Origin of the sequence: Rhodoplanes sp. P11 (genome assembly GCF_964266735.1) — a bacterium.
Lineage (GTDB): Bacteria > Pseudomonadota > Alphaproteobacteria > Rhizobiales > Xanthobacteraceae > Rhodoplanes > Rhodoplanes serenus.
In genome coordinates, this window is sequence record NZ_CAXWGY010000001.1 from 1568312 (window position 1) to 1595240 (window position 26929).

A 26929-nucleotide genomic window follows, 5' to 3' on the forward strand; every position below is an offset into this window, starting at 1 on the left:
CGGCCACGTCGATCGTCGGCCGCCGGGGCGGCCCGAACCGCGCCGTCCGGCTTGCGAACCGGGCCGCGGCGGCCTAAGCCTGGAGCATGTTCACGGGCATCGTCACCGACATCGGAACCGTCGTCGCGATCGCGCCGCGTGCCGCCGATCTGCGCCGCCTCACCCTCTCGTGCAGCTACGACCGCGCGGGCATCGCCGACGGCGCCTCGATCGCATGCAGCGGCACCTGCCTGACCGTGGTGGCGGCGGGCGTGGAGCACGGCCGCACCTGGTTCTCGGTGGACGCGGCCGCCGAGACCCTGCGGTTGACCACGGTGGGCCGCTGGACGGTGGGCACCCGGGTCAATCTCGAACGCGCCCTGAAGATCGGTGACGAGCTCGGCGGCCATCTCGTCACCGGCCATGTCGACGGCCTCGCCGAGCTGATCGCCCGCCGCGATCTGCACGCCGCCAGCGGTAGCGGCGAGATGGTGCGCATGACCTTCCGGGCGCCGACCGCGCTCGCCCGCTTCATTGCCACCAAAGGCTCGGTGACGCTCGCCGGCGTGTCGCTGACCGTCAACGAGGTGGCGGGCGACACCTTCTCGGTGCTGCTGATCCCCCACACGCTCCAGGTGACCACCCTCGGCGATCTCGCGGTCGGCGACCCGGTCAACCTCGAGGTGGACCTGATGGCCCGTTACGCGGCCCGCCTCGCCGAGGCGGTCTGACGCCGTCGGGGTTGCGATCGGTCGGGCCGGCTTGCTATCGACGGCGCGACCGAGGACATCATGGCCGGACCGAGCACCACCACCCGCATCACCGAAGAGCCCCTGCCGGGGGCGCGCATCCTCATCGTCGAGGCGCGCTACTACCACGACATCGCCGACGCCTTGCTGGAGGGCGCCCGCCGGGTGCTCGACGCCGCCCGCGTCGAATGGGACATCGTCAGCGTGCCGGGTTCGCTGGAGGTGCCGCAGGCGGTGGCGATCGCGCTGGAGGCGCCGGTGCACACCCGGCGGCTGCCGTTCGACGGCATCGTGGCGCTCGGCTGCGTCATCCGCGGCGAGACCAGCCACTACGACATCGTGGCGGGCGAATCCGCCCGGGCGCTGATGGACCTGGCGGTGCGACACCGGGTGCCGATCGGCAACGGCATCGTGACCACCGACACCCACCTCCAGGCGATGACCCGGGCCGACCCCGAGCAGGGCGACAAGGGGGGCGTCGCGGCCGCCGCGGTCACCTCGCTGATCCGCGTCAAGCGCCACTTGCAGAGCCCGCGGAGCGACCGCTGATGCGCGCGCCCGAGCCGAAGCCCACCCCGAAACCCCTGCGCAAGGCCAACCGCCGCGGCGCCGCCCGGCTCGCCGCCGTGCAGGCGCTCTACCAGATGGACATCGCCGCGACGCCGCTGCACGAGATCCTGGCCCAGTTCGAAAGCCATTGGATCGGCCGCGAGGTCGAGGGCGACCAGTATCTCCCGGCCGAGGCCGGCTTTTTCCGCGACATCGTCAACGGCGTCGTCCAGGGGCAGCGCAAGCTCGATCCGCTGGTCGACCAGGCACTGGAAGCGAGCTGGCCGCTGAAGCGGGTCGAGGCGATCCTGCGCTCGGTGCTGCGGGCGGGCGCCTGGGAGCTCGACAAGCGCCGCGACATCCCGGCCCGGGTGGTCGTCTCCGAGTATGTCGACGTCGCCCATGCGTTCGTCGACCGCGACGAGACCGGCATGATCAATGCCGTGCTGGACGAGATCGCCCGCCGGTTGCGGGCCGAGGAGTTCGATCGGGCGCCGGGCTGACCGCGATCCCGGCGCCGACGTGACGGCCCCGTCAGCGCCAGACGCAGCCGGGGCCGGCCAGGCAGGCGGTGCCCCACACGGCGGTGGCGGCCGGATACACGTAGGTCGGGTAGGCATAGACCCGGCGCGCGTCGTCGGCATAGATGGTGCCATCCTGATAAGGCGTCACCCAGCCGACCGGGCCATAGGCGCCATAGGGCACCGGGCCGCCGACCGGCACGAAGCCGGCGCGCGCCGGCAGCCGCGGCCGGTAGGCCACGTACCAGCCGTAACCGGGCCGCCAGGCGTAGCCATAGTGAGCGTGGCCGGGAGGGGCGTGACGGTGGGCCCGGTGAACGGTGGCGCCGCCCGCCCAGGCCGGCCGCGTGTCGAGGGCGGGGGCGAGCATCACCACCGCCGCGGCGGCGAGCCCGGCCGCGAGAGACTTGCGCATCCGTGTCATCGCTCGGTCCTTTCTCTCGGAGGATCGTCGTCCCCGCGCCGCGGTGGGGCAGGGCGGGGGATCGTGCCGTTCTGCCACCGAAGACTGAAGGCCGAGATAACGCCGCCCGTGCCGGGTGGCGGCGCATCGCTCCCGGCGCCGCTGCGGCAGCCTCATTCCTGCGCCGGGCGCGGCAACGTGCCTCGGGTTAAAAAGGCGTTAAGTGACAATTCATATTCCTTCTTCGTGCAAACGATCTAATGTGGCCGCACAATTCTACACCTGGATAGGTCCGCACGGCGGGCTGTAGATTATTGTCGGAATCCGAAAATGGCTCGCAAGTACGAGCTGAAGCGTCGCGCTATTCGCCAGGACGCGACGCGCCAGAAAATCGTATCGGCCGCGGTTGATCTGCATTGCAGCGTGGGACCGATGCGGACCAGTATCCTGGCCATCGCCGAGCGCGCCGGTGTGGAGCGCCCGACCGTGTACCGGCATTTTCCGACCCTGGACGCGCTGCACGACGCGAGTGCGGCGCGGTTTCGAGCCGCCAACCCTTTTCCCGATCCCGGCCTGTGGAGCGAGATCGCCGATCCGGAAGCCCGGCTGCGGCGCGGGCTGAGCGAGATTTACGAGTTTTTCGACCGGCTCGCCCCGGCGCTGTGGAACATCCTGCGCGATATCGAGGACACGCCGTCCTTGCAGCGGATCTGGGCCGAGCACGCGGCCGATTGGGACCGCATGCGCGAGACCCTGGCGGTCCCGTTCAACGGATCGGGCGTGCGGCGTGAGCGTCTCGATGCGGCGCTGCGGCACGCCGTGGACTTCTTCGCCTGGCGGGCCTCGCGCCGCCACGGGCTGTCCAACGACGACATCGTCGACCTGATGGCCGGGATGGTGCGGGGCCTGTAATCGGCGTCGCGTGCATCGTTCGGCCGCGCCCATCGTTCGGCGGGGTGGACCCGGCTCGCCGCCGGCCTCTCGAGCATGAGCCCGCGGGATCGACCGTCCTCGCCTTCAGGACGCCGCCGTTGGCGGCCCTCGGGGCGAGGACGGCGAGAGGTTGCTCGACCGCGCGGCGGTCTCACACGAGATCCGGCTGATCGACGAGAGCGGAATCCGATTCAACTGGATCGGGCTCCGCTCTCGAAGGCCTTGTCAATCGCATTTTCGACGGTGAACCGGAGTCCACTTCGCCGGAAAATGCTCTAGATGGCCATTCCGGAAGCCGCGAAGCGGCTGTCCGGACTCCAGCCGAGAGCTCCGGGTTTGCCGCTGGATTCCGGGTTCGCGGCTTTGCCGCGCCCCGGAATGACGGCGCCCTGATCACCCGACGACAAGATCACATGTACTGGCCGCCGTTGGCGGCGATGTCGGCGCCGGTGATGTAGCCGGCGCTGTCGGATGCGAGGAACGCGATGATGTCGGCGATCTCCTCGGGCGAGCCCAGCCGGCCGACCGGGATCAGCGGCAGGATCTTGGTGTCCATCACCTCCTTGGGCACCGACAGCACCATCTTGGTGCCGAGATAGCCGGGCGACACGGTGTTGACGGTGACGCCCTTGCGGCCGACCTCGAGGGCGAGCGACTTGGTGAAGCCGTACATGCCGGCCTTGGCGGCCGCATAGTTGGATTGGCCGAACTGGCCCTTGGCGCCGTTCATCGACGACACGTTGATGATGCGGCCCCAGTTGCGCTCCAGCATGCCCTCGATCACCTGCTTGGTCATGTTGAAGACCGAGTACAGGTTGGTGCGCAGCACGGCGTCCCAGTTCTCCTTGCTCATCTTGCGGAACATGGAGTCGCGGGTGATGCCGGCGTTGTTGACCAGCACGTCGACGGGACCGAGCTCCTTGGTGACCCGGGCGATGCACTCCTGGCAGGAGTCGAAGTCGGCGACGTCGACCTGGTAGGCCTTGAACTCGCGGCCTTCCTTCTTCTGGTTCTCCAGCCATTCGTCGACGATCTTGTTCCCCGGCGAGCAGGTGACCGCGACGCGGTACCCGGCAGCGTGCATCTTCACGCTGATCGACTCTCCCAGTCCCCCCATCCCGCCAGTGATGACAGCAACACGCATGGCCCGAATTCCTCCTGGTTTGAAATCGGCGTGACCTCGGTCCCGCCCCCGCTCGACAATCGGGATGATCGGCGATCGGGATGATCGTGCCTTCGTTGTCGGGTGCCGTTCGCACGGGCCCCGGCTTGTCGTCGGCGTTCATCCTCGCGTCGGCCCGCGTCTGCGGTGCCGGCGTTCGGACGTTGGGTGGCGCCGTCGGGGGTCGGACCGGCGCGCACCGACAATGCAATTGCGATTATGACGGACGCGGGCGCGATCTTGGGCGATTGCGGCGCCTCTCGCAAGGTGCCGGTCCGGGCCGCGGCGCCGGTTTCGCGCGCCGCCCCTGCGACCTGATGCCCAGGTCCGCTCCGCCGTCCCGGGCGTGCGTGGCCGGTGGGACGAGCCTCCGACACGCCACGGAACAATCACACGCAAAGCACCCGATGGTGGTCCGGTATCAGCGGTTGGGCGAGCCCCGGGCGAGCTGTTCGGCCGGGTGCGCGCGCCGCGTTCGATCCGCGTTTTTCTCCACCGTCGTATGCGCAGTCGACAACACGCCATTTACCCGGCTTCAAGCCTTCCTTTCGTACTAAGCCAAAAGGCTAGGGCTAGAAGCCTGGAACGCCGGAGTGGAGAACTGGACATGCGAGGATTGCGTCTGCGGGTCGGCGCCAAGCTGGCCTTGTCGGCCATCGTGGCGATCGTCCTGGTGTCGGCCATGGTGGTGAACGTCGTGCTGGACGCGCGCCGCACCACCGCGGCGACCGAGTCGGCCCTGCGGAGGCAAAAGCTCGCTCAAGATGTCGGTCAGGCCCATGTCGATGTCGAGCGCATGCGGGCGGCCTATCGGGCCATCAAGACGGCACGCGGCATGGATGAGGTCGATCAGGCGGTCGCCGCCTTCCGCACGCATGCCGCGGACGCGGCCGGCCATCTCGCCGACATGCGCGCCGTGGTGAACCGACAAGAGAACCGCGACCGGCTCGACAAGGCGACCAGCCTGCTGCCGGCCTATCGCAATGCCGTCGACGAGATTGCGGCGCAGCAACGTCGGATCTTCGAGCTGTGGGCGGCGCGGGACCAGGTGCTCGATGCCTGGAACAAGCGGTTCACCGCGTTTGTCGGCTCGCCCGCGCTGGCAGCCCAGCCGAACGCAGCGGGCGTCGAGGCACTGGTGCGCGAAGCCGACTCGATCTCCAAGACGGCCCGCATCGTGTCCTGGCGCTACGACGCCACCGAGTCGGCCGATCAGGCGGCCCGCATCCCGCCGCTCCAGAAGAAGGCCCAGGAGATGCTGCGGCGCGGGCGCGAGCAGATCGCCGACGACGGGCTGCTGGCTGCCCTCGATGGGCTGGAGGCCGAGCTCGGCCGCTTCACCGAGGTGATCGCTCGCACCGTCGAGGCGCGCTCGGCGCAGACCCGGGCGTTCGAGACCCGGATGCAGCCGCTGGTGGCCGAGATCGACGGGCTGCTCGGCGCCGTCTCGGCATCCACCTCCGAGGTGGTGCGTGAGGAAGCCCGTCTGCTCATCACCGGCATCGATCGCACGTCGGTGCTGTCGCTCGTGCTCGGCCTTCTGATCGTCGCCGTGATGATCGGCTCGGCGGTGTTCGGTGCGCTGAACATCGGCCGTCCGCTTCGCCGCGTCGGTGCCGTGCTGCATGACCTCGCCACGGGCGACCGGGCGGTCGAGATTCCCTACACGGCCCGCTTCGACGAGATCGGCGAGGCGGCCCGCGCGGCGGTCGCGTTCCGGGACAACCTGGTGCGGATCGACGAGCTGGAGGCGCAGCGCCGTCTCGACGAGCAGCGCACCGCGGAGGATCGCCACGCCACGCTGGCCCGGCTGGCCGGCGACTTCGAGGCGGCGATCGGGCCGATCGTCGAGCATGTCTCGGTGGCGGCCCGTGATCTGGAAGCGGCCGCCGGCGCCATGGCGGGCACGGCGGAGACCACGCAGGGGCTGGCCGGCAGCGTCGCGTCGGCCTCCGAGCAGGCGTCCGCCAATGTCCAGAGCGTCGCCTCCGCCACCAACCAGATGACCTCGTCGGTCGGCGAGATTGGCCGCCAGGTGCAGGAGGCGACGCGCATCGCCGGCCAGGCGGTCGCCGAGGCGCGCTCCACCGACGAGCGGATGACGGTCCTGTCGCAGTCGGCCGGCCGCATCGGCGACGTGGTGAAGCTGATCACCGCCATCGCCGAGCAGACCAACCTGTTGGCGCTCAACGCGACCATCGAGGCGGCGCGGGCCGGGGAGGCCGGCAAGGGCTTCGCCGTGGTGGCCCAGGAGGTGAAGGCGCTGGCGGCCCAGACCGGCAAGGCCACCGGCGAGATCTCGGGCCAGATCGCCGGGATGCAGGAGGCCACCCGCGACTCCGTCGAGGCCATCAAGGCGATCGGCGGCACCATTGGCCACATCGCCGAGATCGCCTCCTCGATCGCCGCCGCCATCGAGGAGCAGGGCGCCGCGACCGCTGAGATCGCCCGCAACGTCCAGCAGGCCGCGCAGGGAACCGGGGAGGTCGCCCGCCACATCAGCAAGGTGAACGAGGGCGCCGGACAGACCGGCGTCGCCTCCGGCCGGGTGCTGGCCGAGGCCCAGGCGCTGGCCAAGGACGGCCAGCAGTTGCGCGACGAGGTCGGCCGCTTCCTCGCCGCCGTGCGGGCCGCCTGAGCGGCGCTACCTCGATCGAGAGGAACGGACGGAAAGGGCGCCCGGTGGCGCCCTTTTTCGTGCGGTGATGCGCGTCCGTGCCGACGCACGGCAGGCTCAAGCGGCGGGCAGAAGCCTCGCCGGGAAAGCCATATCGGTCGACAGGAACGAGGCCGCCATGTCGCGCAGCAGCAACAAGCGTTGGGGCGGCGCCGGTGCATTGGTGTTGGCGAAGTGATCCACCAGGAGCCGCAGTCGCGCCGCGCCGCCGGTGCCGATCTGGTCCAGCGGGAACGGCTCGACGCGACCTTCCATCGCCGCGATCGCCTGGCCGGCCAGGACGCCGTCCAACGATCGCGCCCGGCGGATGAGGGCGCGCAGCGCCTCGGTCGAGCCGGTCCGCGCCGCGGCCTCGAAGGCGAGCGCGAAGGTGGTGGCAACCGGCGCCGGCCGCGCCATGGTGCGCTCGCCCACATAGGCCAGATAGGCATCCGGCGAATGGTGGTCGAGCAGGGCCTTCACATCGTCGAGGCGGGACAGCCCCTGCTCGAAGCGGAACAGCACGCGGCGGGCGGCGGCGGTCGGCAGATCGAGGGTCGAGGAGGCGGCGGCCGGCCGAGCCGCCGGGGGCGGCGCCGGGGCGGCGCCCCGCGGCCTGCTCCGCTGGAGCCTATGGAGGAGGGACGTCGTCAGGTCGTCCGCGGCACCGGCGTGCTGCGCCGTCCGGAGCACCTCCAGGGCCTCGTCCCGACGGCCGAGACGATCGGCGAGGAGCTTGGCGAGCTGGGTCGGCGCCTGCGCGTTATCAGGGAACAGCCGGATCGCGTCGCGCAGCAGCGGCACGGCGTCCCAAGGACGGTCGAGCGGCTCGGCCAGCACGGTGGCGAGCTGGGTGCGCCGGTGCGGGTCTTCGGGGAAGCGCCGGATCGACTCCCAGCCGACCAGCTCGGCGTCGCCGGCCCGGTCCGCCGTTTGAAGGCCGCGCAGCAGCAGGCCCCAGGGGAAGGGGTCGATCGGGCTGTACTCGAATGACAGCGCCGCGAGCCGCACCGCGGTCTCGCCTCGTGCCGTCCGCTCCTCCGGCGGGCCGCGCTCGATCAGCCGCATTCCGATGTTGCAGGCGGTGCGCACCAGATAGAAGACGTCGCCGGTGGCGTCGGCGTAGGCGCGATGGTCGGCGACGAGCCGGTCGAGGGTGGTCCGGAAGCCGTCCAAGGGCTGATCGACACGGCGCAGGATCTCCTCCCGGCGCTCGCGGGCCGGCGGCTCGGCCGCGCGGGACGGTCGACGCTTCATCGTTATCGGTCGCGCCGGGGCGCCGACATCCTCGCGCCACCAGGCGGCGGCCGGGAACGTCTCCTGCGCGGCGGCGGTCTCCTTGGTCCGCTCGGACAGCTCCCGCTCGGTCGCCGCGATGGTCGCCTCGACCCGCGCCGGCCAGAAGTCGGCCCCGTGCGGATAGTCGCCCTTGAGCACATGCCACTGGCGGAGGAAGTCGCGCTTCTGCGGATTGCGCCAGGCCGCCCAGCGGGCGAGCCCGTGCAGGACGAAGTCCTCGTTGGAGCTCAGCGCGGCGCCGAGCGGCAGCCGCCGCAGGCCGAGCAGCGCGACCCGCAGATAGCTCTCGTCGTACTGCCCCGACCCGCCGCTCTCGCCGCAGACCGCGAGCCACAGCGGCATCAGCCGGCGATGGGCGAGGCCGGCGTCCTCCGCCTCCTGCTGGGTCAGCGCCAGGATGCGCCAGTACTCGCGCCGCAGGTCGAGCCCGCGGTCGACCACGAAGGTCTCGAAGAAGGCGTTCCAGGCGATGTAGTTGCGATGCAGGTCGACGACCGTGTCGCGCGGCGTGGTGCGCCGCACCACCGCCACCAGCACGGCGAGGCGGCCGAGCGCCGTCGTGAAGGCCGCACGGTCGAGCGACAGCATGGTGCCGCGGAAGCTCTTCAGAAGCGCCAGGCACCCGCGCCCGAACGCCTCCCGGATATCGGGCTCGGCGTCGTGCAGCAGCGTCGCCGCGGCGTCCTCGGGCTCGGCGGCGGCCAGCCGTCCGAATCGCGCGCTGCCGGCCACCAGTCGTCGCACCGCCTCGCCGGGATCGGCACGCAGATCGAGCAGCCACTCGGCCTCCGGCGCATCGACGGTCGCGGTCATGAGGCATCCGCCATCCGGCTCGCGCCGAAGTCCGGGCGGCCGGTGGTTGAACGAAGGGTGGCGCGATGACGTTCCCGCGCGCCGACGAGGTCGGGAGCCGGAAGCGGTCCGGTCAGCGTGCCAAACCGTACCACATGATGGTGTTCGTAATCCAAACGCACATGGAGAACCTCCCGCACGGTCGGCCCGCCGGGCGGGCCGAGATCGACCGTGAAGCCGTGCGGGGTCCCCGACGGGACCGGGAAGAAGGCCGGATTGTTCTGGCATTCCAGCACGGTGGCGAGCGCGAAGGGACGGTCGATGCGGCGCGGCTCCGCCTGCGCGAAGACATCGAAGCCGGTGTACTCCATCAGGGCGAAGTGGAAGGTCTCGCCCGCCTTCACCGGGAAGAAGTGATAGAGGCCCAGCCGCAGGGCGAGCCGGTGCAGCCAGTCGGGTTCGGCGAGATCGTCCTCGACCTCGATCTTGGGCGCCGCGAAGGCCGGGCGCTCGCCCCGATATTCGGCGAACAGCTCGGTGAACGCCGTCAGCGTCTCCTCGTCCTTGTCACGAAGCGCCGTCTCCAGACGCTCGAAGCTCAGGCGGGGGTCCAGGCTGGCACGCGGGGCGATGAGGGTATCGATGCGCTCCAGCCGGATCATCTTCCGGTTCCGCTCGACGGTCGCCGGCAGCAGGGCGGCGGCGTTGAGGTCGGGGTCGAAGGTCGAGGGCAGATGGCCGCGCAGGGTGCCCTGCACGGAATCCCGGAAGTAGTCGGTCGTCGCCTCGCTCAGCTCGGTCGCGGCCGACCAGCCCTCGAAGTGGTCGCGCCGTACATCGCCGACGTTCTCCTCCATGTCGAAGTTGTCGGCGATCGCCAAGTCCCGGAGGACATCCGACATACGCCACCGGGCGAGCGCCGCCCGGAACTGTGGCTTCGTCAACTCCAATGGACCCCCCGTGGCGTTCGCGGCCGCATCTCCCCGGCGGCGCCGCCCCATCGCCGTCGATCTCGCCGAGCGGCTCTCGGTTTCACGATACCATGCACGCGACGGTAGAACGATGCCGGCCCGCCCGCAAGCGAGGGCGGCGAGCCGGGCCGGCTATGAACGCCGCTTGTGCGGTCACTTTCCCCAGGTCAGGAACAGGCCGACATCGCCCGGCAAGCCGCCCGGGAAGTCGACGATGCGGGCCGTCAGGCCGAAGCCCTGCGGGCGCAGCTCGTCCTTCCAGCGCAGGAACACCCGGGCCGGCAGGCCACGCAGCGTCGCCGGCCATTCGGGGTCCGGCACGTTCACGGCGCGGCCATGATCGCTGCACAGCTCGCACGGGAAGCGCAGCAGCAGGTGCTCGGTCTCGCCCTTGCCGGCGGCGATCTGGGCCTCGTGCATCATCCGGTTCCAGGCCGCGTCGGTCAGCGCGGCCGCCAGCATCTCGGACACCTCGTGGTGCCGCTTCTCCTCCGCGTGGCGATGGACGTCGGAGCGCAGTGCCGATTCGTCCTTCTCGTGGCGCTCGACCAGCCCGCGGAAGCCGGCGGCCGACAGCGCAGGCGCTGCCGGTGAGCCGGAGGCGGCCGGCGCTGCGTCCGCCGCCATCGGGGTGGGCGGCTTGTCCTTCAGGCGGGCCTGGAGGGCGCTCAGATGCTCCGCGGCCGCCTGGATCGGATCGGGCTGGCGCTCGGCCGGCGGCGGCTCGGCCGCCTGGCCATTGCCGGCGATCGCCCGGACCAGATCGGCGCGGCTGACGATGCCGACCATGCGGCCCTCGCGAACCACCGGCGCCCGCTTGATGTGGTTCTCGGCCAGCACGCCGGCGACGGCGACGATGTCGGCATCGTCAGGCACAGTCGTGACCGGCTGATGCATCACGTCGCCGGCGGTGCGTAGATCCTTCTCCAGATCGGCGACGAACGCGGCGCTCAGCTCCTCGCCCTCGGCCAGCATGCGCAGCCACCAGTCGCGGCGCGCCTGCCGATCGCTCTCGTCGCGGGGAATGAGGTCGCCCTCGCTGACCATGCCGACCAGGGCGCCCGCTGCATCGACCACCGGCACGGCACTGATGCCCTTCTGGTGAAGGAGCTTGGCGATCGCCCGCACCGGCGTGTCCGGTGTCACGGTGATCACGGTTCGGGTCATGATGTCGGCTGCTTTCACGGATGCTCGTCCTGTGTTCGCCGGCGGGCTCGGGCCGTCTCGCGGCCGCCGCCCTCCGGGACGGGCGGGACCGCGGCCGCGGGTGCGGCATCACGGCCGCAACCGCCATGGGACATCTCGGTCGGCCGGATGACTTTGACCTAGAGCAAGATTTTTGTAGGGCCACCCGGTACGATAACCGCAGGCGGCGAGCATCCGCGCACAGACGCGGGTCGACAACGGCTCCAAGACCGCCCGGCCACCATTCTAGGGAGAGACAGCGGTGATGAAAGGAAGCAGCGTGCGCAATACGACGTGGGACGAGCTGGAGGTGGGCGCGTCCGCCTTCCTGGAACGGACCTGCACGGCGCAGGACATGTATCTGTTCGCGCACGTCTCTGGAAATCTCAACCCGATCACGCTGCCGAGTGGCGACGATCCTGGCGCAAAGGGGGAGCCGGTGGCGCCCTCGCTGTGGGTCGGCTCGCTGGTGTCGGCGGTTCTCGGCAATCTGCTGCCGGGGCCCGGCAGCGTCTACCGGGCCCAGAGCTTCAACTTCGTCGAGCGGGTGCGCGTCGGATCGCGCCTGCGCATCGAGGTGAAGTGCATCGAGAAGCGGGAGAAGCCGCTCGCCCTGTTCGAGACGACGGTGCGCGAGGCGGATGGTCATCTGGTGGTGCAGGGCATCGCCGAGGTCGACGCGCCGCTGACCACTATCGTCACCGAGGCCCACAATCTGCCGACCATCATTCTCGACGATCACGAGCATTTCGCGCCGCTGATCGCCGCCGCCAAGCGGCTGCCGCCGCTGCCGACCGCGGTGCTCGGCCCGGATGATCGCCACGCGCTCGGCGGCACCGTGCTGTCGGCCGAGGAGGGGCTGATCGTGCCGATCCTGATCGGCGACGGCGGCCGCATCCGCGCCGCCGCCAAGGACCTCGGCGTCGACATCGGCCGCTTCGAGATGATCGACGTCGGCGACGACCGCGAGGCGTCGAAGCGCGCCGTCGATCTCGTCAACACCGGGCGGGCCGCCGCCATCATGAAGGGCAATGTCGGGGCCGGCCCGATGCTCGCCGCGGTGATGAAGCGCGACGGCGGGCTGCGCACCGGGCGCAAGCTCAGCCACGCCTTCGTGCTCGACGTGCCGACACTGGAGCAGCTCCTGTTCATCACCGACTGCGCCATCAACATCGCGCCCGATCTCTCGACCAAGGTCGACATCGTGCAGAACGGCATCGATCTCGCCCGCGCCTGCGGCATCGAGACGCCGCGGGTGGGGGTGCTGTCGGCGGTGGAGACCGTCAATCCCAACATCCCGTCGACGCTGGACGCGGCGGCGCTGTCCAAGATGGCCGAGCGCGGCCAGATCAAGGGCGGCATCGTCGACGGGCCGCTCGCCATGGACAACGCCATGGACGTCACCGCGGCGCGCACCAAGGGCATCACGTCGCTGGTGGCCGGCCGGGCCGAGGTGCTGATCGTGCCCAATCTCGAGTCCGGCAACATGCTGGCCAAGGAGCTGACCTTCGTGGCGCGGGCCGAATCGGCCGGCCTCGTGGTCGGAGCGCGGGTGCCGATCATCCTCACCAGCCGGGCCGACAATGACCGCGCCCGGCTCGTGTCCTGTGCGCTCGCCCAGCTCTACATCCATTGGAGCCGTACCGGCCGCTCCGCCTGCGCGCTGCCGGACGTGTCGCGGGCGGCCGAGTGAGCGGTCGCAACGCCGTCGCCGGATGAATCCGCGCGTCCTTCGGGACGCGCACCCACACAACCGGAGGTTCATGACGTGGCGCGCCCGGGCTTTGCCGGCGCGAACGGCGGAGGGTTGGTGCCGTCGCTCGATGCCGATCATCTGTTCTCGCGTCCCATGATGGACGCCGGCGTGCTCGCCCGCTGCGGCGAGCGGGCGCTGCAAACCATCGCGATCGCGGCCGATCACCTCGGCACCGCGCATGGGATGCGGCTGGAAGGGCAGCTCCGCCGCTGGGGCCAGGTCGGCGATCGTGTGTGCGCCTATGCGTTCGGCCCCGGCGCGCTGCCGATGGAGGTTCACGAATACGCCCTCGACGCGGTCCGCCGCACCGTCGGGGTGATCGACCGGGCCGGCGCGCCGGTCGGCGTGCTCGCGGTGCTCGGCGGCGAGCCGGCCGCCGCCGACAATGCCTTCGTGCTCGCCGAGCGGGCGTGGACCGAGCTGGTGGTCCAGACCATCGACTTTCAGCAGGATCTGCTCGAGCTGTGGGCCGCGGTGGTCGGCCAGTCGCTGACGGTCATCTCAGGCTGCACCGAGGATGCCGCCGGCCGCGGTCCGCGCCGCCGCTGAGCGAGGTCGCCGATCGCGGGCTGTTGTGGTGCAGCCCACGATGGTGTTTCGATGCTCGTTATGCGGTTCCCCTCTGCAGGTAAAAGCACTAGCTTGGCGCGCGCGTGGGTGCGGCGCCACCTATGCGGCGGAACCGAAGCCGTGGCGGGTTGCATGGGGCATCGAGGGGCCGGGGTGAAAGGTCGCGGGCGGGCGGCACTGGTAGCCGCCGCGGTCGCGGTGGCTGTGGCGGGGCTCGCGGGGCCGGTCGGCGCCGCCGGCGGCACCGGCCTCGACCTGCCGCCGGGCGGCACCCGGACCGAGGCTCTGACGGTGCCGCCGCAGGCCGGGATCGCCGCGGAGTTCGCGGCCACCACATCGGCGGCGGCGTTCGGCCACCGCGCGCTTCAGCATCTCGACCTCGCTCTCGCCGGCCATGCGGCCCACGCGCCCGACAGCGCGCCGGCCATCTCCCGCCGGGTTCATGCGGTGCTGCGCTCGCACGCCGATGCGCTGGCGCGGTTCGTCGCCTTCGTGGCGTTGTCGCCCGCCTGGGAGGATGCCGGCCACGAGCTGACCGAGCGCCTGGTGCCGGCCCTCGGGCTGGACGATGTCGACGCCGCCCGCGCGATGCTGATCGGCAGCATCGGCGTGGCGGACCCCGACCGCGATCCGGCGGTCACGGCACTGGAAGACTACCGGCGGGCGGTTCAGGCGCTGGTCGCGGCGGCGGCACCGCTCGCTGCGCGCATGGCGATGCAACGCGACCACGACCGGATCGGCGGCCCCGACCACGGCGGCAAGGACGACCGCCGCTTCCGGCAGCTTGTCGCCCAGTTCGGGGAGACGCTGGCCGACGTGTCGATCTACATCCCCTCGTCGCCGCCGGAGCTGTTCCGGCCCCGGGTGCCGCCGCCCGAGAAGGTGTTCGACGTGGCCTTGCTGTGGGATGACCACGACAACGAGTGGCACCGCATTGCAGCCGACGTGCCGGTGGAGGACATCTTCCGCGATGTGTTCATCGCCACCGGCAAGCGACCGACGCCGGGCCAGCTCAAGTACCTCGCCGGCACCTACGGTCAGATCAGCATCCGCCGCGGCACCATCGAGGCGATCGCCGATGTCCTGGACGGTGCCGCGCCGGAGTCGCCCGTGAGGCTCGCGCTCGCCCGCTCGCCTGACGGCGAGGCGCTGCGTGCGGCGTTGGCCGAGCGCTGGCGCCTGTCGGCTCGTTACGTCTATGACGCCGCCTTCCGCGCGGCGATGCTGCGCACCGTCGACGGGGTCCGGCAGGGTCTGGTCGAGCAGGCCGGGCCGGCTGCCGCCGACCTGCGCAGGCTCGACGACCTCCTCGACCGTTTCGGCCTGACCCTCGACTCCCAGTGGGCCGCCGCAGTCCCCCCCTCGGTCGGCACCCTCAAGGTGACGGCCTGGTTCTCCGACGACCCGCGCACCAAGTTCACCAGCATCTGGCGCTTCGACAAGGAGGAGGTGCGCATCGATATCGATCAGGGCCGCGCCACCGGGGTTCGGCGCGGCAATGTGGTGCAGACCGAAGGGTCGATCCCGGGCCGCAACTGCATCGCGACCGACGTTCGCACCTTCGCGCCGGACGGCCGCCTGAGCTTCTCGGCCAGCTATCGCTGCGTGCGTGAGAACGGCGTCGTCGAGGTCAGCAACCGGGTCGGCGTCGGCACCTGGGAGGTGGTCGGCGACGACGCGAGGCCCTCGTCGCCGGTCCAGCAGCCGGCGGCGAGCCGCCGGTCGCGCTGACTGGTCAGGTGCCGGCGCTCTCCGCGACGCTCCAGCGCAGGCCCTCGTCGGAGCCGAAGGCACGCAGGCTGCCTTCGCCGGGCACCGGCACCTCGGCGAGCGGGGCCGGCGGCGTGTCGACCAGCGTCACCCGCTCCTCGTTGGGCGGCAGGCCGTAGAAGGCGGGGCCGTTGAGCGACGCGAACGCTTCGAGCCGATCGAGCGCATTCTCCTCGGCGAACACGGTGGCGTAGCATTCGAGCGCCGCCGGGGCGTTGAACAGCCCGGCGCAGCCGCACTCCGCCTCCTTGAGATGGCGCAGATGCGGCGCCGTGTCGGTGCCGAGGAAGAACGACGGATCGCCGCTCGTCGCGGCGGCGCGCACCGCCAGGCGGTGGACCTCGCGCTTGGCCACGGGCAGGCAGTAGTAGTGCGGCCGGAGGCCACCGCGGAAGATCGCGTTGCGGTTGATCATCAGGTGCTGCGGTGTCACCGTGGCACCGATCAGCGGGCCGCCGGCGCGCACGTAGTCGACCGCCTCCTTGGTGGTGACGTGCTCCATCACGACCTTGAGGCCGGGGAAGCGGCGCCGGGTCGGATCGAGCACGCGCTCGATGAACACCGCCTCGCGGTCGAAGATGTCGACCGTCTGGTCGTTCACCTCGCCGTGCACCAGGAGCGGCATGCCGGCCTTCTCCATCGCGGCCAGGACCGGCGCGATGCGGGCCACATCGGTGACACCGTGGCTCGAGTTGGTGGTGGCGTGCGCCGGGTACAGCTTGGCGGCCGTGAAGATGCCGTCGCGGTGGCCGGCGACGAGGTCGGCCGGGTCGGTCGCGTCGGTGAGATAGCAGGTCATCAGCGGCGTGAAGCGCGCATCGGCCGGCACCGCCGCGAGCACGCGTTCGCGGTAGGCGGCCGCCATCGCGGCCGTGGTGACGGGCGGCGTGAGGTTCGGCATCACGATGGCGCGGCCGAAGCGGCGGGCCGTGAAGGGAACGACGGTGCGGAGCACGGCGCCGTCGCGGAAATGGACGTGCCAGTCGTCCGGACGCCGGATGGTGATCGACGCCATGGGTCTCTCGTGTGACGGGTCTCGAGGGCTGTGGTGGCGCCGTCGGACGACGCGCCTGTCCGACCCTACGTCCGGGCCGGGCGCCGATCAATGCACGGGTGAGGCGAGCGCAGGGTCGGGGTTCGCCCGGTCTGCGGCCTGCTGGAGCAGCGCGGGCGCCGTCCCGGCCGGCGGCTCGCGGCCCGGCAGCAGGGCGGGATCGAAATCGGGCTCCCACAGCCGCCCGAGCACCGTGTTGAGTTCGGGCGGGTCCCACAGGAGACAGCCGGAATTGCTGTAGGGCGTCAGCTCGCCGACCCGGATGCCCGCGTCGGTGATGTAGAAGTCGACCCGCAGCATGGTGAAGCCCGCCGCGATCGCCTCGGCGAGGCGGATGATCTCGGCGCGATGCGCGGGCGCGAGCGGCAACGCGACGGTCGGCACCCGCGATCCGATCGCGAGCGGCCGGCCGCTCGGGTCGATCCAGTCACAGCACTCCGCCGGAGTCGCCCGCTGGCCGTGCAGGATGCGCATCAGCTTGAGCCGGCCGCCGAACACGAAGGCGAGGACCTCCATGGGCGTCCCGCCGTCGGGGCCGATCAGCAGCGGCTCGGCGATCAGGCGACGCGGGATGCCGCGATAGCCCCACTCGAACGACAGGTTGAAATAGTCGTGGCGCAGCCAGCGGGCGGCCTGGCGGGTCAGGCGTTCGGTATCGCGGTCTGCGGCGGAGCGGACGAGTGCCACGAATCCCGACGAATGGGTCGGCTTCAGCACGAAGCGCTCGGGCAGGGCCGCCCAGTCGATCGCGTCGGCCCGCCGCCAGACGCCCAGCGTCGGAACGATCGCGTCGCGGCCGACGCGCTCGGCCGCGAACGCCTTGGCGGCGACCTTGTCGCACAGAATCTTCAGGCGACGGTCGCGGTCGTGGATGATCCGGTGCAGCAGGCGCTCGTTGAAGCCCGTCGGCCGGGTGAGGTCGCCGGGTGCCCGGCGGAGCATGGCCCGGTACTTGCGGACCATGCGCTCGGCGATCAGCCGGGTTTGAAGCAGCGGCGTCCGCATCGCGAGACGCTGGAGATGGAACGACAGCGTCCGCCGCGACAGTTGCTCGATCGTCTCCGTCTGCTTGCCGATCTCTTCGACAAAGAAGCGCGCCCGGATCGTTTGCAACTCGAGCAGCCGCACCGTCAGAAGATGCCGCCAGTCGACCGGACGGGCGAGCCGCGCCCGATAATCATCGGGGTCGAATGGATGAGCCGGTGCGTCGGCGTAGCCCAGCGCTGCGAAGGCCCCGACCGTGGTGTGCTGCCCGACCTGCCCCACATAGGTGGCGAGCCGCACCGGCAGGGTGACGGCGAAGCGGCCGGTCGACAGCAGCGCGACGTGCTTGGCGTAGTCCTGGCTGGTGCCGTGAACGACGGTGACGCCGTGGCGTGCGAACAGGAAGCGGATATCGTGGTCGTGCCGCTCGTGATAACGGAAGCGCCGAATGATGCGCAGATACTCGGCCGCGAAAGGCGCGGTCCGCCTCAGATGCGCGGTCTTGACCGCATAGCCCCACAGGCTGTGGACGAAGCGGGGGCCGTCGTCGACGGGCGGAACCGGAGTCTGACCCGTCAGGTACTCGTTGACGTGCCCGTGCGCCGTGACGATCGCAACCTCGTCGTGGGCGAGGCCCCATGTCATGAGCTGGCTCATCGCCTCCATGTAGTCCGGCCCGAGCACGAGATCGTCCTCGAAGAACAGCACATAGGGAGCTGCGGATCGTGCGAGCGCGAGGCGCTCCGCAGCGTCGTAGATCAACGCGATGCCCTGATTGGTGGCGTGGGTGTGGACCGTGGCTCCCGGCAGCAGCTCGCGCACCGCGGCCAGCACCTCGCCGGTCAGGTCGGGGCGGCCGATCTCCTGGTCCTGCGAGCCCGTGTAGCCATCGGCCCAGACATGGATCTCGGCGCCCGCGAAGGCGTCGCTCTGAACCGCGAGGGAGGCGAGAGTGCGGCGCGTGTAGTCCGGCCGATTGAATACGAGAACATTGACGACGTCGAACAGCCGGTCGGCCATTGGTTCACTCGGTCGATGCAGCGGCGCTGCTCAGGGGTCATGAACGATCTAAGGTCGGGGTCTGGCGAGAGAGGCTGCCGTGCGATCGGCTCCGGTGAGCCGATCGGATTCGGGGAAGGAGCACGCCATGTCGCACAGGTTGCGCCGACAAGGCTAGTCTTACCGTCTGGCTAGGCAGGTGAAAAGACGCCGCGTCGCGCGACACGGATCATCGATCCTGCGTCACGCTGTCTGGACGCATCCATGTCGGTCTGACTGGAGGGAAGGCGGACTTCCCCAGACGTCTCGCGTCATTACGTTCGACGTCGGAGTGGCCTAGCCCGAACAGGTCAGGAACGGTCGTCGAACCAGCGGGCATGCGGCGGGGCCACCGCTACGCCGCGCCGCACCCACGTACCGAACGCTTGCTCGCAGGCGCGGCGCATCGCGGGCGTGGCGGGGCAGAAATCGGCGGCCGCGCAATTGGGGACCGCCGTGCAGCGGCACTCTGCCGCGAGGCGGGCCGGATTCGCCAGCGCCGCGAGGCTGTAGGGGCGGCCGCTCTGCGCCACCGCGGCGGAGCGCTGGTGCGGGCAGGGCGGTCCGGCGGCTTCCGCCGCAGTGCGCGAGGCACGATTGGTTCGACTGGAGGGGCGGGCGGGAAAGTCGATCAGCATGGCGGGGGCTCCGGGGGCAGAGCGGCGTCTGCGGCCGCTCAGATCTCGACGCTCTGGGATGCGGCGCGCGACGTCCCGGCGCGGCGCCGTCTCGGCGTCTCGGAGACGTCGTCCTGCGTCGGCACGGCGGCGCTCAGTGTGATGGCGCGGTCTTGGCCGAGCACCTTGCCGTCGCTGATCACGTCGCCGATCGCCTTGACGATGGCGCGCGCCGCCGGCGACAGGCCGATGCCGTGGCGCCACACCACACGGATCGTGCGTTCGAGCACCGGGTCGCGCAGCGGCCGATACACCAGCATCGGGTGCTGGCCCGGCGGCAGCGCCAGCCCCGGCAGCGCCGTGATGCCGACGCCCTGCTCGATCAGGCCGTAGATCGTGACGAGATTGGAGACCTCCGAGGCGATCGCGAGCCGGATGTTATGAGGCGCGATGGCGTTGTCGATCAGCGCGCGGATGCCGTGCTCGACCGTCATCGCGATGAATGGATGACCTTGCAGCTCGGTCCATGTCAGCTCGGGCTTCGCGGCCAGCGGATGTGATCTCGGCAGCGCCGCGTAGAAGCGGTCGCGTCCGATCACCAGCCCGTCGAGCGACGGCGTCGCCGTCTCGAAGCTGCCGATGCCGAGATCCGCCTGGCCGTCGAGCACCGCGGTGGTGATGGCGGTGAGATTGACGTCGCGCACCACCACGCGCAGGCCGAGGCGCGACGCCTCGCCGGCGATCACCGCGGGCATCACCCGGAACGCGATCGAGGGCAGGCAGGCCACCACCACGCGGCCGCGCTTGCGGGCCGCCGCCTCCTGGATGTCGGCAATCGAGGTGTCGATCTGGCGGAGCAGATGACGCGCCGTCGGCAGGAAGCCCATGCCGAGCCCGGTGAGCTTCACGCTGCGTGTGGTGCGATGGAACAGGGCGCTACCGATCTGTTCCTCGAGCTGCTGGATCGAGTGGCTGAGGGCCGGCTGTGACAAGGCCAATGTCTCGGCCGCCGCGACAAAGCTGCCTTTGTCGGCCACCAGAACGAAGGCCCGGAGCTGGCGGAGCGTCACATTATTCCGGTTCATCGATCAATCATTTAGATCATTCGATTGGATAGCGCAATCGAAACCGTCTCATATAGACTACGGCTGGCGGCGCCTTCGGTGCGCCCGGCTCGGAAAAAAAGCTCCCGCGACCTTCGGCAGGCTTGCCCATGGCACTCTCCGGCTCTCGGCCCGACGTTCTTCTCGTTCCGCTGATCGATGTGAACTGGCTGGTCTACGCGCCCTTCGATCCGGGGCGCGACTTCCGGGTCGATCCTCCCAAGGTGGAGCAGAGCGTCGGCGAGACCCGCAGCATCTGTCGCCTGCTCGCCGGGCTGACAGGCGGTAAGTATATCTTGTCGCCGCACTCCGGCACCTACTGCCGCACCGGCTATTACGACGGCGCGATGCTGGACGTGTACCGCGAGGCGGTCGCCGACGGGGCGGAGCTGTCGATCCACCTGCACGAGGAGATCAAGGGCGCCGGCACCCGCTACATGGAGCGGGACCACGTCACCGCGGTCTATCTCGACTGCAAGCGACGGCTGGAGAACGCCGGCATCCGCCCAGTCGCCTACCGGGGCGGGCACTACGCCTACACGCCGTTCATGAACGAGCTGCTGCCGCAGACCGGCGTGTTCATCGACTGCTCGTGCTCGCCCGGCGCCGACCATCCCGAGCGCGAAGCAATCTGGGTGCATGCCGAGACCACGGGCTACTACCTGCCCATGGATCCGCGCCGGCCGGCCGCCGGCCAGGCCCGCTCGCCGGTGTTCGAGATCCCGATCGGATGCGACGGAGAGGGTTTTGCGTATCGAAACTTGCTTCATATCGAACAGTCCGAGCTCGACAACCTCCAGCGCGTGTGGGGCGTCATCCGCGAGCGGGCGCGACGGACCGGCGAGCAGCAGATCGTGCATTGCCTGTTCCACACCGGGTCGGTCGGGCGGCCGGAATGGCTGGAGCGATTCAAGCGGTTCCTCGCCTGGGTGCCCGACAATGGCGGCACCTTCGTGACCACCGTCGAGGCCAAGGCCGCCTATGACGCGAGCTCGAAGGAGCGCGCCGCGTGAGCGGGCGGGGCGTCTGCCTGCTGGTGCAGCCGATCCATCCGAGCGGCGTCGCGGTGCTGGAAGAGGCCGAGCTGACGGTACGTCAGGCGAGCGCCGCCAGCATGGACGTAGTCGCCCGCGAGGTCGGCGACGCGGTCGCCGCCATCACCCGCAACGCCGGCTTCGATCGCGCCGCGATGGCGGCGGCGGCGCGGCTCGCGGTGCTCGGCAATCACGGCACCGGCTACGATCCGGTCGACGTCGCCTATGCGGCGGAGATCGGGCTGCCGATCGTCTACACGCCGTTCGCCAACGTGCAGTCGGTGGCCGAGCAGGCGATCGCCCAGATGATGGCGCTCGCCAAGCGGACCCGCGAATGCGATCGCGCGGTCCGCCAGGGCCGTTTCGACTTCCGCTATGCGCGGGATTTCCACGAGCTCGCCGGCAAGACGCTGCTGGTCTGCGGCTTCGGCAAGATCGGTCGGCGCACCGCCGAGATCGCCCGGCTCGCCTTCGGCATGCGGGTGCTGGTGCACAGCCCGAGCGTCGACGCCGCCGAGATCGCGGCGGCCGGCTGCGTGCCGGTGGCGGATCTCGATGCGGCCCTAGCCGAGGCCGACATCGTGTCGCTGCATCAGCGGCTGACGCCGCGCACCCGCGGCCTGTTCGACGCGGCGCGTCTCGCCCGCATGAAGCCCGGCGCCGTGCTGGTGAACACCGCGCGCGGCGCCCTCATCGAGCCCGTCGCGCTGATCGCCGCGGTCGAGAGCGGCCGGCTGCGCGGCGCCGCCATGGACGTGTTCGAGACCGAGCCGCTGCCCGCCGATCATCCGTACACGCGGTGCGACGGCATCCTGCTGTCGCCCCACACGGGAGGCGCCACCGAAGAGGCGCTGGAGCGCACCGCCGTCGAGACGGCGCGCCAGGTGGTCGACGTGCTGGCCGGGCGCCGGCCCGAATTCCTGATCGACCCTACGGTGTGGACGCGCCGGCGCGTGCCCGCTATCGCCTGACGATCGACCAAACGCCATCGCGACGACGAGGAGGCCATGATCAGATCCAACGCCGTCAAGGCGCTCCAGAAGGCCGGCAAGCCCGCCTTCGGCACCTGGATCACGCTGTGCCCGCATCCGCGCGTGGTGAAGATCCTGGCGAGCGCCGGCTTCGACTTCGTCATCATCGAGATGGAGCACACCGACTTCACCATGGAGACGGTGGGGCTGCTCGCCATGTATGCGCGCGAATGCGGGCTGACGCCGATCGTCCGGCCGCCCGGAACGCTCAAGCCGCACGATCTGACGCGGCCGCTCGATGCCGGCGCGCAAGGCTTGCTGCTGCCCTCGGTGGAGACGGCCGAGCAGTTCATGGAGATCGTTCGCGCCACGCGCTATCACCCGATCGGCCAGCGGCCGATGAACCTGCGTGGGCCGCACACCGATTACTTCGCCGGCGAGGCGAAGGAGATGCTGGCGCATCTCAACCGCGAGACCATGCTGGTGGTGATGGTGGAGTCCCGCCGGGCGATCGATAATCTCGACGCGATCTTGAAGACGGGCGCGGTCGACTGCGTGATGATCGGCCCCGATGATCTGTCGCAGGACCTCGGCATCCCGGCCGAGATGCAGAACCCGGTGCTGCATGCCGCCTATGACGAGGTGTTCTCGATCTGCCGCCGGCACGGCGTGCCCTACGGCCTGTCGGCGCAATCGCCCGAGATGGCGGAAGGCTGGGTCGCCAAGGGCTGCACCTGGATTCCCTATCAGAACGACGCCGCCATGGTGTTGAACGCGGCGCGCGCCGCGGTGCCGAAGCTGATGAAGGCGGGCGGCCGCGCCTGAGCCGGACGGAGGCGGGGCGTGGTGGCGACGGACGAACGGCGGCGGGCGGTCAACGAGGGAGCGCGGCTGGCCCAGCAGCTCTTCGATGCGCTCGCGGCCCGCACGGCCGATCCGCCGGGCGTCACGCGGATCGCCTATGGGGACGGCGAGTGCGCGGCTTTCGCGCTGATGGCGGAGGCGGCCCGCTCGCTCGGTGGCGCGGTCGACTTCGACGCCGCCGGCAACCAGTTCCTCACCCTCCCGGGACGCGACCGCAGCCGCACGCTCTACATCGGCTCGCATCTCGATTCGGTGCCGCACGGCGGCAATTTCGACGGTGCCGCCGGCGTCGTGCTCGGGCTGGCGCTGGCCGCCGCGCTGGCGCATCTCGGGCGCGAGCCGCCGGTCGATCTCTGCGTGCTGTGCCTGCGGGCCGAGGAGAGCTGCTGGTTTCCGCACAGCTACATCGGCAGCAAGACGGCGCTCGGCCGCCTCGATCCTGCGGTTCTCGACGAGGTGCGCCGCAGCGACACCGGCGAGACGCTGGCGTGGCACATGCGCGACCTCGGCTTCGATCCCGCGGCGGTTCGTCGCGGCGTCAGCCGCATCGCCCCCGACCGTACGGTCGGATACATCGAGCCGCACATCGAGCAGGGGCCGGTGCTGGTCGATGCGGGCGTTCCGATCGGGCTCGTCACCGGCATCCGCGGCAGCCTGCGCTTCCGCGACGCGGCGTTCCACGGCGCCTATGGGCATTCGGGGGCGACGCCGCGCCGGCTGCGGCGCGACGCCGTGGTGGCGGCCGCCGCGTTCGTCACCGCCATGCAGGAGGTGTGGGACGGGTTCGAGGCGCAGGGCCACGACCTCGCCGTCACCTTCGGGATGATCGGCACCGATCCGGCACAGCATTCTTTCTCGAAGGTGGCGGGCGAGGCGCGTGTCTGCCTCGATCTGCGCAGTCTGAGCGCCGAGACGTTGGCCGCGGTGTCCCGTTCCGTGGAGGAGATCGCCGAAAGCCTCGCGACACGCCATGGCGTGCGTCTCGCGCTCGGCCCGCGCAGCGGCAGCACGCCCGCCGTGATGACACCGGCCGTCGTCGATCGCCTGGTCGCGGCGGCGGCGGCGGCTCAGGTGTCGACACTTATGGTGCCGAGCGGGGCCGGGCACGACGCCGCAACCTTCGCGGCGGCCGGATTGCCGACCGGCATGGTGTTCATCCGCAATCGGAACGGCAGCCATAACCCGGATGAGCATATGGCGATCGCCGATTTAGCCGACGGGCTGGCCATTCTGGTGTCGCTGTTGCTGGACTTTCCTGTCGACAGTTGGCGCTCTGCGCCGGCGAGTTGTTGAGCGTCGTCGATCCCCTCTATACTGCGGCGCAATAATTTTTGACCAGTCGCCACCGCCGTGCCTATCATGCTGGCGTTCGCTCACATTCCTTCCACTCGCCCGCACGCCGCCTCCCGCGGAGGCTCGCGTGTCCCAGGAGATCGACATGAAAACCGGCACGCCGTTCGAGATGCCCGCCGACCTTCGTAAGATGACCGAGCAGAGCATGGAGCAGGTGCGCTCGGCCATCAGCAGCTATCTCCAGTTCTTCCAGCGCGGCGTTCCGGGCATGCCGATGCTGGGTGGCACCGAGCTGAGCAACAAGGTGCTGAGCTATGCCGAGCGCAATGTCGCGACCGCCTTCGATTTCGCTCAGAGCCTGATGGCCGCCAAGGACGTTCAGGAAGTCCTCAAGATGCAGACGGAGTTCCTGCAAGCGCAGATGCAGGCGATGACCGAGCAGGTGAAGGACCTGAGCGAGACGGCCATCAAGGCGGTGACCGACCCGACCAAGATGGGCAAGTCCGGCCCGTCCTCCTGATCCGATCGCGACGCGGTGGCGGCGGCCGGCTCGTCCGCGCCGCCGCGGCACCGCTGCCGCCGCGGCACCGCTGCCCTTGCGGGTCGCCGCGCCGCGGCCCGTCCGGTCTCGACCGGCCGCCCGGCCGGTTCCATGACCCGTGCTGCGGCCCGGCGCCGATCGCCGCGCCGATTGCGAGAGCGGCGGCGCGGCGCGCCAGCCGGTCCCCGGCGGGGCCGATCAGCGGCTCGTCAGCCAGCGGAAGGTCGATCAGAACCATGCGAACGATCACGCTCGGGGCCGTGACGGCCCTGCTCGCCGTCGGTTCGGCCGAGGCAGCGATCGAGATTGCGGCCGCCCGCATCGAGGCGGGGGAGATCGTCGTGCTCGGTCGTGTCGCCCGGCCGAACGAGAAGGTCACCTTCGACGAGAAATTCGAGGTGGTGTCGGGGCGCGACCGGCGTTTCGTCTGGCGCGCCGTCTATCATCCGGCGGACTGCACCGTGACGGTGCAATCGGCCGGCGAGACGCGCGACATCGTCGTCGCCAATTGCGGCCAGGTGGGACCACGCGGCGAGACCGGGGCGCCCGGCCCCAAAGGCGACGCCGGCCCCAAAGGCGACGCCGGTCCCAAGGGCGACATCGGTCCCAAGGGCGACATCGGCCCCAAGGGTGAGGCGGGGCCGAAGGGGGACGCTGGCCCGCAGGGCCTCGCCGGTCCGCCCGGTCCGCCCGGTCCTCCCGGGCCACTCGGGCCGAAGGGGGAGCGCGGCGAGGCTGCCGCGCCGGCCACCACGACAGTCCCAACGGCTGCGCCGCTGCTGCGCACCGTCACCCGCGGCTGCGACGGGCCGGGGTCCTGCCGGGCCGCCTGCGAGGCCGACGAGGTGTTGATCACGGCGTTGCCGATCCCGGCCGAGCGCACCCTGACGGCGGCGGCGTGGACGGGCGAGCGACTGCCCGGCGAGGTCAGCATCGTGTGCGGCCGGACGCGGTGAGGAGCGGCTGACTCCGCCGCATCCCCGCGCGTCGCCGGCCACCCATTCTGGCCGGACGAGACGGCCGACCCCGCTCGTTCGGGATCGGCTGGTCTTCGGTTCTGAGGATCGTCGCGCAGGCGGGTGGTTCCCACCGCGCTGCGCGCGCGCTCGGTCGGTCAGTTGCCCTTCACGCCGGCCGCCTTGATCACCGTATCCCACTTGGCCACCTCGGCGGCGAGCTGGCTGCGCAGCGCCTCGGGCGTCGCCTGGGCGAGCGGCACCGGCACGGTGCCGAGGCTGGCGAACCGCTCGATCACCTTGGGGTCCTGGAGGGCCGCCTGAAGGGCCGGCACCAGCTTGTCGGTCGCCTCCTTGGGCAGACCGCGCGGCGCCCACATGGCGTGCCAGGCCGACACCTCGAAGCCCTTCATGGCGCCCTCATCGAGGGTCGGCAGCTCGGGCAGCGACGACACCCGAGTCTTGGTCGTCACCGCGTAACCCTTGATGCGCCCTTCCTTGATGTGGTTCGTCGTGTTGGTGGTCTGGTCGCACAGGAGATCGATCTGGCCGCCGACCAGATCGTTCATGGCCGGGCCGGTGCCGCGATAGGCGACCTGGGCGAGCTGAAGCTTCAGCTCGCTCATGAACAGCAGCGCACACAAATGGGCGGCCGAGCCGACCCCCGCATGGCCGAAGCTGGCGCTGTCCTTGTTGGCCTTCATCCAGTCGATCAGCGCGGCGATCGAGGTCGGCGGCAGGCCGGCCTTGGAGACGATGGTCATCGGCACGTCGGTGATGCGGCCGATGTGATCGAAGTCGGTGACCGGATTGTATTTCAAGCCGTCGTACAGGGCCGGCGCGGTGGCGTGGGCGATATGCCAGATCGCCAGCGTGTAGCCGTCGGCCGGCGTGCGGGCGATGCGGGCCATGCCGATGGTGCCGCCGGCGCCGCCCTGGTTCTCGACGATGACGGTCTGGCCGAGCGTCTTGGTCATCGACTCGGCGATCAGCCGCGCCACCGTGTCGGTCGGTCCGCCGGCCGCCGAGGGCACCAGGATGGTGATCGGCTTGCTGGGCCAGGTCTCGGCCGAAAGCGGAGTCGCGAGGCCGAAGAGGGCGAGGCCGGCCGCCGCGGCCCGCACGGCCGCGCCGACCCGTCGCGCGGAGTCGAAGCGCATGGGCTGTCTCCCGCGAGGC

Annotated in this window: 24 protein-coding genes; 14 read left to right on the plus strand and 10 right to left on the minus strand. The window is 70.6% G+C overall.

The window, feature by feature from the left end:
- The first annotated feature begins 86 nt into the window (after positions 1 to 86).
- Genes ACFQUV_RS07095 through nusB form a run of 3 tightly spaced genes read left to right on the plus strand, consistent with a single transcriptional unit; the run spans position 87 to position 1780 of the window.
- Positions 87 to 710 carry a riboflavin synthase gene (locus tag ACFQUV_RS07095; protein ID WP_111388176.1) on the plus strand — a complete coding sequence of 208 codons (624 nt, stop codon included), beginning with the start codon at positions 87 to 89 and terminating at the stop codon, positions 708 to 710.
- 60 nt (positions 711 to 770) lie between these two features.
- Positions 771 to 1277, plus strand: a complete 507-nt coding sequence (gene ribH, locus ACFQUV_RS07100) for a 6,7-dimethyl-8-ribityllumazine synthase (protein ID WP_111388175.1) — start codon at positions 771 to 773, stop codon at positions 1275 to 1277.
- A complete protein-coding gene (gene nusB / locus ACFQUV_RS07105) occupies positions 1277 to 1780 on the plus strand; it encodes a transcription antitermination factor NusB (protein WP_111388174.1) in 504 nt (167 codons plus the stop codon). The genes ribH and nusB overlap by 1 nt, the downstream gene beginning before the upstream one ends.
- A gap of 31 nt (positions 1781 to 1811) precedes the next feature.
- On the opposite strand, the gene ACFQUV_RS07110 is transcribed toward nusB, so the two are convergent.
- On the minus strand, positions 1812 to 2222 hold the full coding sequence (locus ACFQUV_RS07110) for a hypothetical protein (protein ID WP_378394454.1): 411 nt from the start codon (positions 2220 to 2222) through the stop codon (positions 1812 to 1814).
- Between the two features lie 309 nt (positions 2223 to 2531).
- Between ACFQUV_RS07110 and ACFQUV_RS07115 the strand changes: the two genes are divergently transcribed.
- Positions 2532 to 3113: a TetR/AcrR family transcriptional regulator gene (locus ACFQUV_RS07115; RefSeq protein WP_129608077.1), complete on the plus strand. Its 582-nt coding sequence runs from the start codon at positions 2532 to 2534 to the stop codon at positions 3111 to 3113.
- A 430-nt stretch (positions 3114 to 3543) separates the two neighbouring features.
- Here the strand turns inward: ACFQUV_RS07115 and phbB are convergent, their stop codons facing one another.
- Positions 3544 to 4278: an acetoacetyl-CoA reductase gene (phbB, locus tag ACFQUV_RS07120; protein ID WP_111387689.1), complete on the minus strand. Its 735-nt coding sequence runs from the start codon at positions 4276 to 4278 to the stop codon at positions 3544 to 3546.
- Positions 4279 to 4903: 625 nt separating this feature from the next.
- On the opposite strand from phbB, the gene ACFQUV_RS07125 reads away from it, so the two are divergent.
- Positions 4904 to 6934: a methyl-accepting chemotaxis protein gene (locus ACFQUV_RS07125; protein WP_129608078.1), complete on the plus strand. Its 2031-nt coding sequence runs from the start codon at positions 4904 to 4906 to the stop codon at positions 6932 to 6934.
- Positions 6935 to 7030: 96 nt separating this feature from the next.
- Here the strand turns inward: ACFQUV_RS07125 and ACFQUV_RS07130 are convergent, their stop codons facing one another.
- The 3 genes from ACFQUV_RS07130 to ACFQUV_RS07140 form a co-directional block, all read right to left on the minus strand.
- Entirely contained in the window at positions 7031 to 9064 is a 2034-nt protein-coding gene (locus ACFQUV_RS07130; protein WP_129608079.1) for a hypothetical protein, read from the minus strand.
- Positions 9061 to 9945: a hypothetical protein gene (locus tag ACFQUV_RS07135; protein WP_165363793.1), complete on the minus strand. Its 885-nt coding sequence runs from the start codon at positions 9943 to 9945 to the stop codon at positions 9061 to 9063. The genes ACFQUV_RS07130 and ACFQUV_RS07135 overlap by 4 nt, the downstream gene beginning before the upstream one ends.
- A gap of 222 nt (positions 9946 to 10167) precedes the next feature.
- The gene (locus ACFQUV_RS07140; protein WP_129608081.1) at positions 10168 to 11199 is read right to left on the minus strand and encodes a CBS domain-containing protein; all 1032 of its coding nucleotides are present in this window, start codon (positions 11197 to 11199) and stop codon (positions 10168 to 10170) included.
- Between the two features lie 265 nt (positions 11200 to 11464).
- Between ACFQUV_RS07140 and ACFQUV_RS07145 the strand changes: the two genes are divergently transcribed.
- From ACFQUV_RS07145 to ACFQUV_RS07155, 3 genes are all read left to right on the plus strand, one after another.
- Positions 11465 to 12892: a bifunctional enoyl-CoA hydratase/phosphate acetyltransferase gene (locus tag ACFQUV_RS07145; protein ID WP_129608082.1), complete on the plus strand. Its 1428-nt coding sequence runs from the start codon at positions 11465 to 11467 to the stop codon at positions 12890 to 12892.
- Positions 12893 to 13009: 117 nt separating this feature from the next.
- Positions 13010 to 13504 (plus strand): hypothetical protein, encoded by a 495-nt coding sequence (locus ACFQUV_RS07150; RefSeq protein ID WP_129608083.1) that lies wholly within the window; start codon positions 13010 to 13012, stop codon positions 13502 to 13504.
- A 174-nt stretch (positions 13505 to 13678) separates the two neighbouring features.
- Complete coding sequence (locus ACFQUV_RS07155; RefSeq protein ID WP_129608084.1) at positions 13679 to 15256, plus strand: hypothetical protein; 1578 nt, start codon at positions 13679 to 13681, stop codon at positions 15254 to 15256.
- A 4-nt stretch (positions 15257 to 15260) separates the two neighbouring features.
- Here the strand turns inward: ACFQUV_RS07155 and pyrC are convergent, their stop codons facing one another.
- The 4 genes from pyrC to ACFQUV_RS07175 all read right to left on the minus strand — a co-directional run bounded on the left by pyrC (position 15261) and on the right by ACFQUV_RS07175 (position 20073).
- Complete coding sequence (pyrC, locus tag ACFQUV_RS07160; protein WP_129608085.1) at positions 15261 to 16310, minus strand: dihydroorotase; 1050 nt, start codon at positions 16308 to 16310, stop codon at positions 15261 to 15263.
- Between the two features lie 87 nt (positions 16311 to 16397).
- Positions 16398 to 18353 (minus strand): ATP-grasp fold amidoligase family protein, encoded by a 1956-nt coding sequence (locus tag ACFQUV_RS07165; protein ID WP_129608086.1) that lies wholly within the window; start codon positions 18351 to 18353, stop codon positions 16398 to 16400.
- A 329-nt stretch (positions 18354 to 18682) separates the two neighbouring features.
- On the minus strand, positions 18683 to 19009 hold the full coding sequence (locus ACFQUV_RS07170) for a hypothetical protein (RefSeq protein WP_378394460.1): 327 nt from the start codon (positions 19007 to 19009) through the stop codon (positions 18683 to 18685).
- 38 nt (positions 19010 to 19047) lie between these two features.
- Positions 19048 to 20073 (minus strand): LysR family transcriptional regulator, encoded by a 1026-nt coding sequence (locus ACFQUV_RS07175; RefSeq protein WP_165364049.1) that lies wholly within the window; start codon positions 20071 to 20073, stop codon positions 19048 to 19050.
- Between the two features lie 128 nt (positions 20074 to 20201).
- Between ACFQUV_RS07175 and ACFQUV_RS07180 the strand changes: the two genes are divergently transcribed.
- The 6 genes from ACFQUV_RS07180 to ACFQUV_RS07205 all read left to right on the plus strand — a co-directional run bounded on the left by ACFQUV_RS07180 (position 20202) and on the right by ACFQUV_RS07205 (position 25750).
- Positions 20202 to 21104 (plus strand): hypothetical protein, encoded by a 903-nt coding sequence (locus tag ACFQUV_RS07180; protein ID WP_129610212.1) that lies wholly within the window; start codon positions 20202 to 20204, stop codon positions 21102 to 21104.
- Positions 21101 to 22096, plus strand: a complete 996-nt coding sequence (locus ACFQUV_RS07185) for an NAD(P)-dependent oxidoreductase (RefSeq protein WP_129610214.1) — start codon at positions 21101 to 21103, stop codon at positions 22094 to 22096. The genes ACFQUV_RS07180 and ACFQUV_RS07185 overlap by 4 nt, the downstream gene beginning before the upstream one ends.
- A 36-nt stretch (positions 22097 to 22132) precedes the next feature.
- Positions 22133 to 22921: an HpcH/HpaI aldolase/citrate lyase family protein gene (locus ACFQUV_RS07190; RefSeq protein ID WP_129610216.1), complete on the plus strand. Its 789-nt coding sequence runs from the start codon at positions 22133 to 22135 to the stop codon at positions 22919 to 22921.
- Positions 22922 to 22939: 18 nt separating this feature from the next.
- Positions 22940 to 24253, plus strand: a complete 1314-nt coding sequence (locus tag ACFQUV_RS07195) for a hydantoinase/carbamoylase family amidase (protein ID WP_244601650.1) — start codon at positions 22940 to 22942, stop codon at positions 24251 to 24253.
- 127 nt (positions 24254 to 24380) lie between these two features.
- Positions 24381 to 24773, plus strand: a complete 393-nt coding sequence (locus ACFQUV_RS07200; RefSeq protein ID WP_129610218.1) for a phasin family protein — start codon at positions 24381 to 24383, stop codon at positions 24771 to 24773.
- A gap of 257 nt (positions 24774 to 25030) precedes the next feature.
- Positions 25031 to 25750 carry a collagen-like protein gene (locus tag ACFQUV_RS07205; RefSeq protein WP_129610220.1) on the plus strand — a complete coding sequence of 240 codons (720 nt, stop codon included), beginning with the start codon at positions 25031 to 25033 and terminating at the stop codon, positions 25748 to 25750.
- A 158-nt stretch (positions 25751 to 25908) separates the two neighbouring features.
- On the opposite strand, the gene ACFQUV_RS07210 is transcribed toward ACFQUV_RS07205, so the two are convergent.
- Positions 25909 to 26910 carry a tripartite tricarboxylate transporter substrate-binding protein gene (locus ACFQUV_RS07210; RefSeq protein ID WP_129610222.1) on the minus strand — a complete coding sequence of 334 codons (1002 nt, stop codon included), beginning with the start codon at positions 26908 to 26910 and terminating at the stop codon, positions 25909 to 25911.
- Between the last annotated feature and the right edge of the window lie 19 nt (positions 26911 to 26929).

Excerpts from the sequence above, each read along its gene's own strand:
- ACFQUV_RS07095 (WP_111388176.1), top strand. The coding sequence starts at position 87 with ATGTTCACGGGCATCGTCACCGACATCGGAACCGTCGTCGCGATCGCG.
- ribH (WP_111388175.1), top strand. The coding sequence starts at position 771 with ATGGCCGGACCGAGCACCACCACCCGCATCACCGAAGAGCCCCTGCCG.
- nusB (WP_111388174.1), top strand. The coding sequence starts at position 1,277 with ATGCGCGCGCCCGAGCCGAAGCCCACCCCGAAACCCCTGCGCAAGGCC.
- ACFQUV_RS07110 (WP_378394454.1), bottom strand. The coding sequence starts at position 2,222 with ATGACACGGATGCGCAAGTCTCTCGCGGCCGGGCTCGCCGCCGCGGCG.
- ACFQUV_RS07115 (WP_129608077.1), top strand. The coding sequence starts at position 2,532 with ATGGCTCGCAAGTACGAGCTGAAGCGTCGCGCTATTCGCCAGGACGCG.
- phbB (WP_111387689.1), bottom strand. The coding sequence starts at position 4,278 with ATGCGTGTTGCTGTCATCACTGGCGGGATGGGGGGACTGGGAGAGTCG.
- ACFQUV_RS07125 (WP_129608078.1), top strand. The coding sequence starts at position 4,904 with ATGCGAGGATTGCGTCTGCGGGTCGGCGCCAAGCTGGCCTTGTCGGCC.
- ACFQUV_RS07130 (WP_129608079.1), bottom strand. The coding sequence starts at position 9,064 with ATGACCGCGACCGTCGATGCGCCGGAGGCCGAGTGGCTGCTCGATCTG.
- ACFQUV_RS07135 (WP_165363793.1), bottom strand. The coding sequence starts at position 9,945 with ATGTCGGATGTCCTCCGGGACTTGGCGATCGCCGACAACTTCGACATG.
- ACFQUV_RS07145 (WP_129608082.1), top strand. The coding sequence starts at position 11,465 with ATGAAAGGAAGCAGCGTGCGCAATACGACGTGGGACGAGCTGGAGGTG.
- pyrC (WP_129608085.1), bottom strand. The coding sequence starts at position 16,310 with ATGGCGTCGATCACCATCCGGCGTCCGGACGACTGGCACGTCCATTTC.
- ACFQUV_RS07165 (WP_129608086.1), bottom strand. The coding sequence starts at position 18,353 with ATGGCCGACCGGCTGTTCGACGTCGTCAATGTTCTCGTATTCAATCGG.
- ACFQUV_RS07170 (WP_378394460.1), bottom strand. The coding sequence starts at position 19,009 with ATGCTGATCGACTTTCCCGCCCGCCCCTCCAGTCGAACCAATCGTGCC.
- ACFQUV_RS07175 (WP_165364049.1), bottom strand. The coding sequence starts at position 20,073 with ATGAACCGGAATAATGTGACGCTCCGCCAGCTCCGGGCCTTCGTTCTG.
- ACFQUV_RS07180 (WP_129610212.1), top strand. The coding sequence starts at position 20,202 with ATGGCACTCTCCGGCTCTCGGCCCGACGTTCTTCTCGTTCCGCTGATC.
- ACFQUV_RS07190 (WP_129610216.1), top strand. The coding sequence starts at position 22,133 with ATGATCAGATCCAACGCCGTCAAGGCGCTCCAGAAGGCCGGCAAGCCC.
- ACFQUV_RS07205 (WP_129610220.1), top strand. The coding sequence starts at position 25,031 with ATGCGAACGATCACGCTCGGGGCCGTGACGGCCCTGCTCGCCGTCGGT.
- ACFQUV_RS07210 (WP_129610222.1), bottom strand. The coding sequence starts at position 26,910 with ATGCGCTTCGACTCCGCGCGACGGGTCGGCGCGGCCGTGCGGGCCGCG.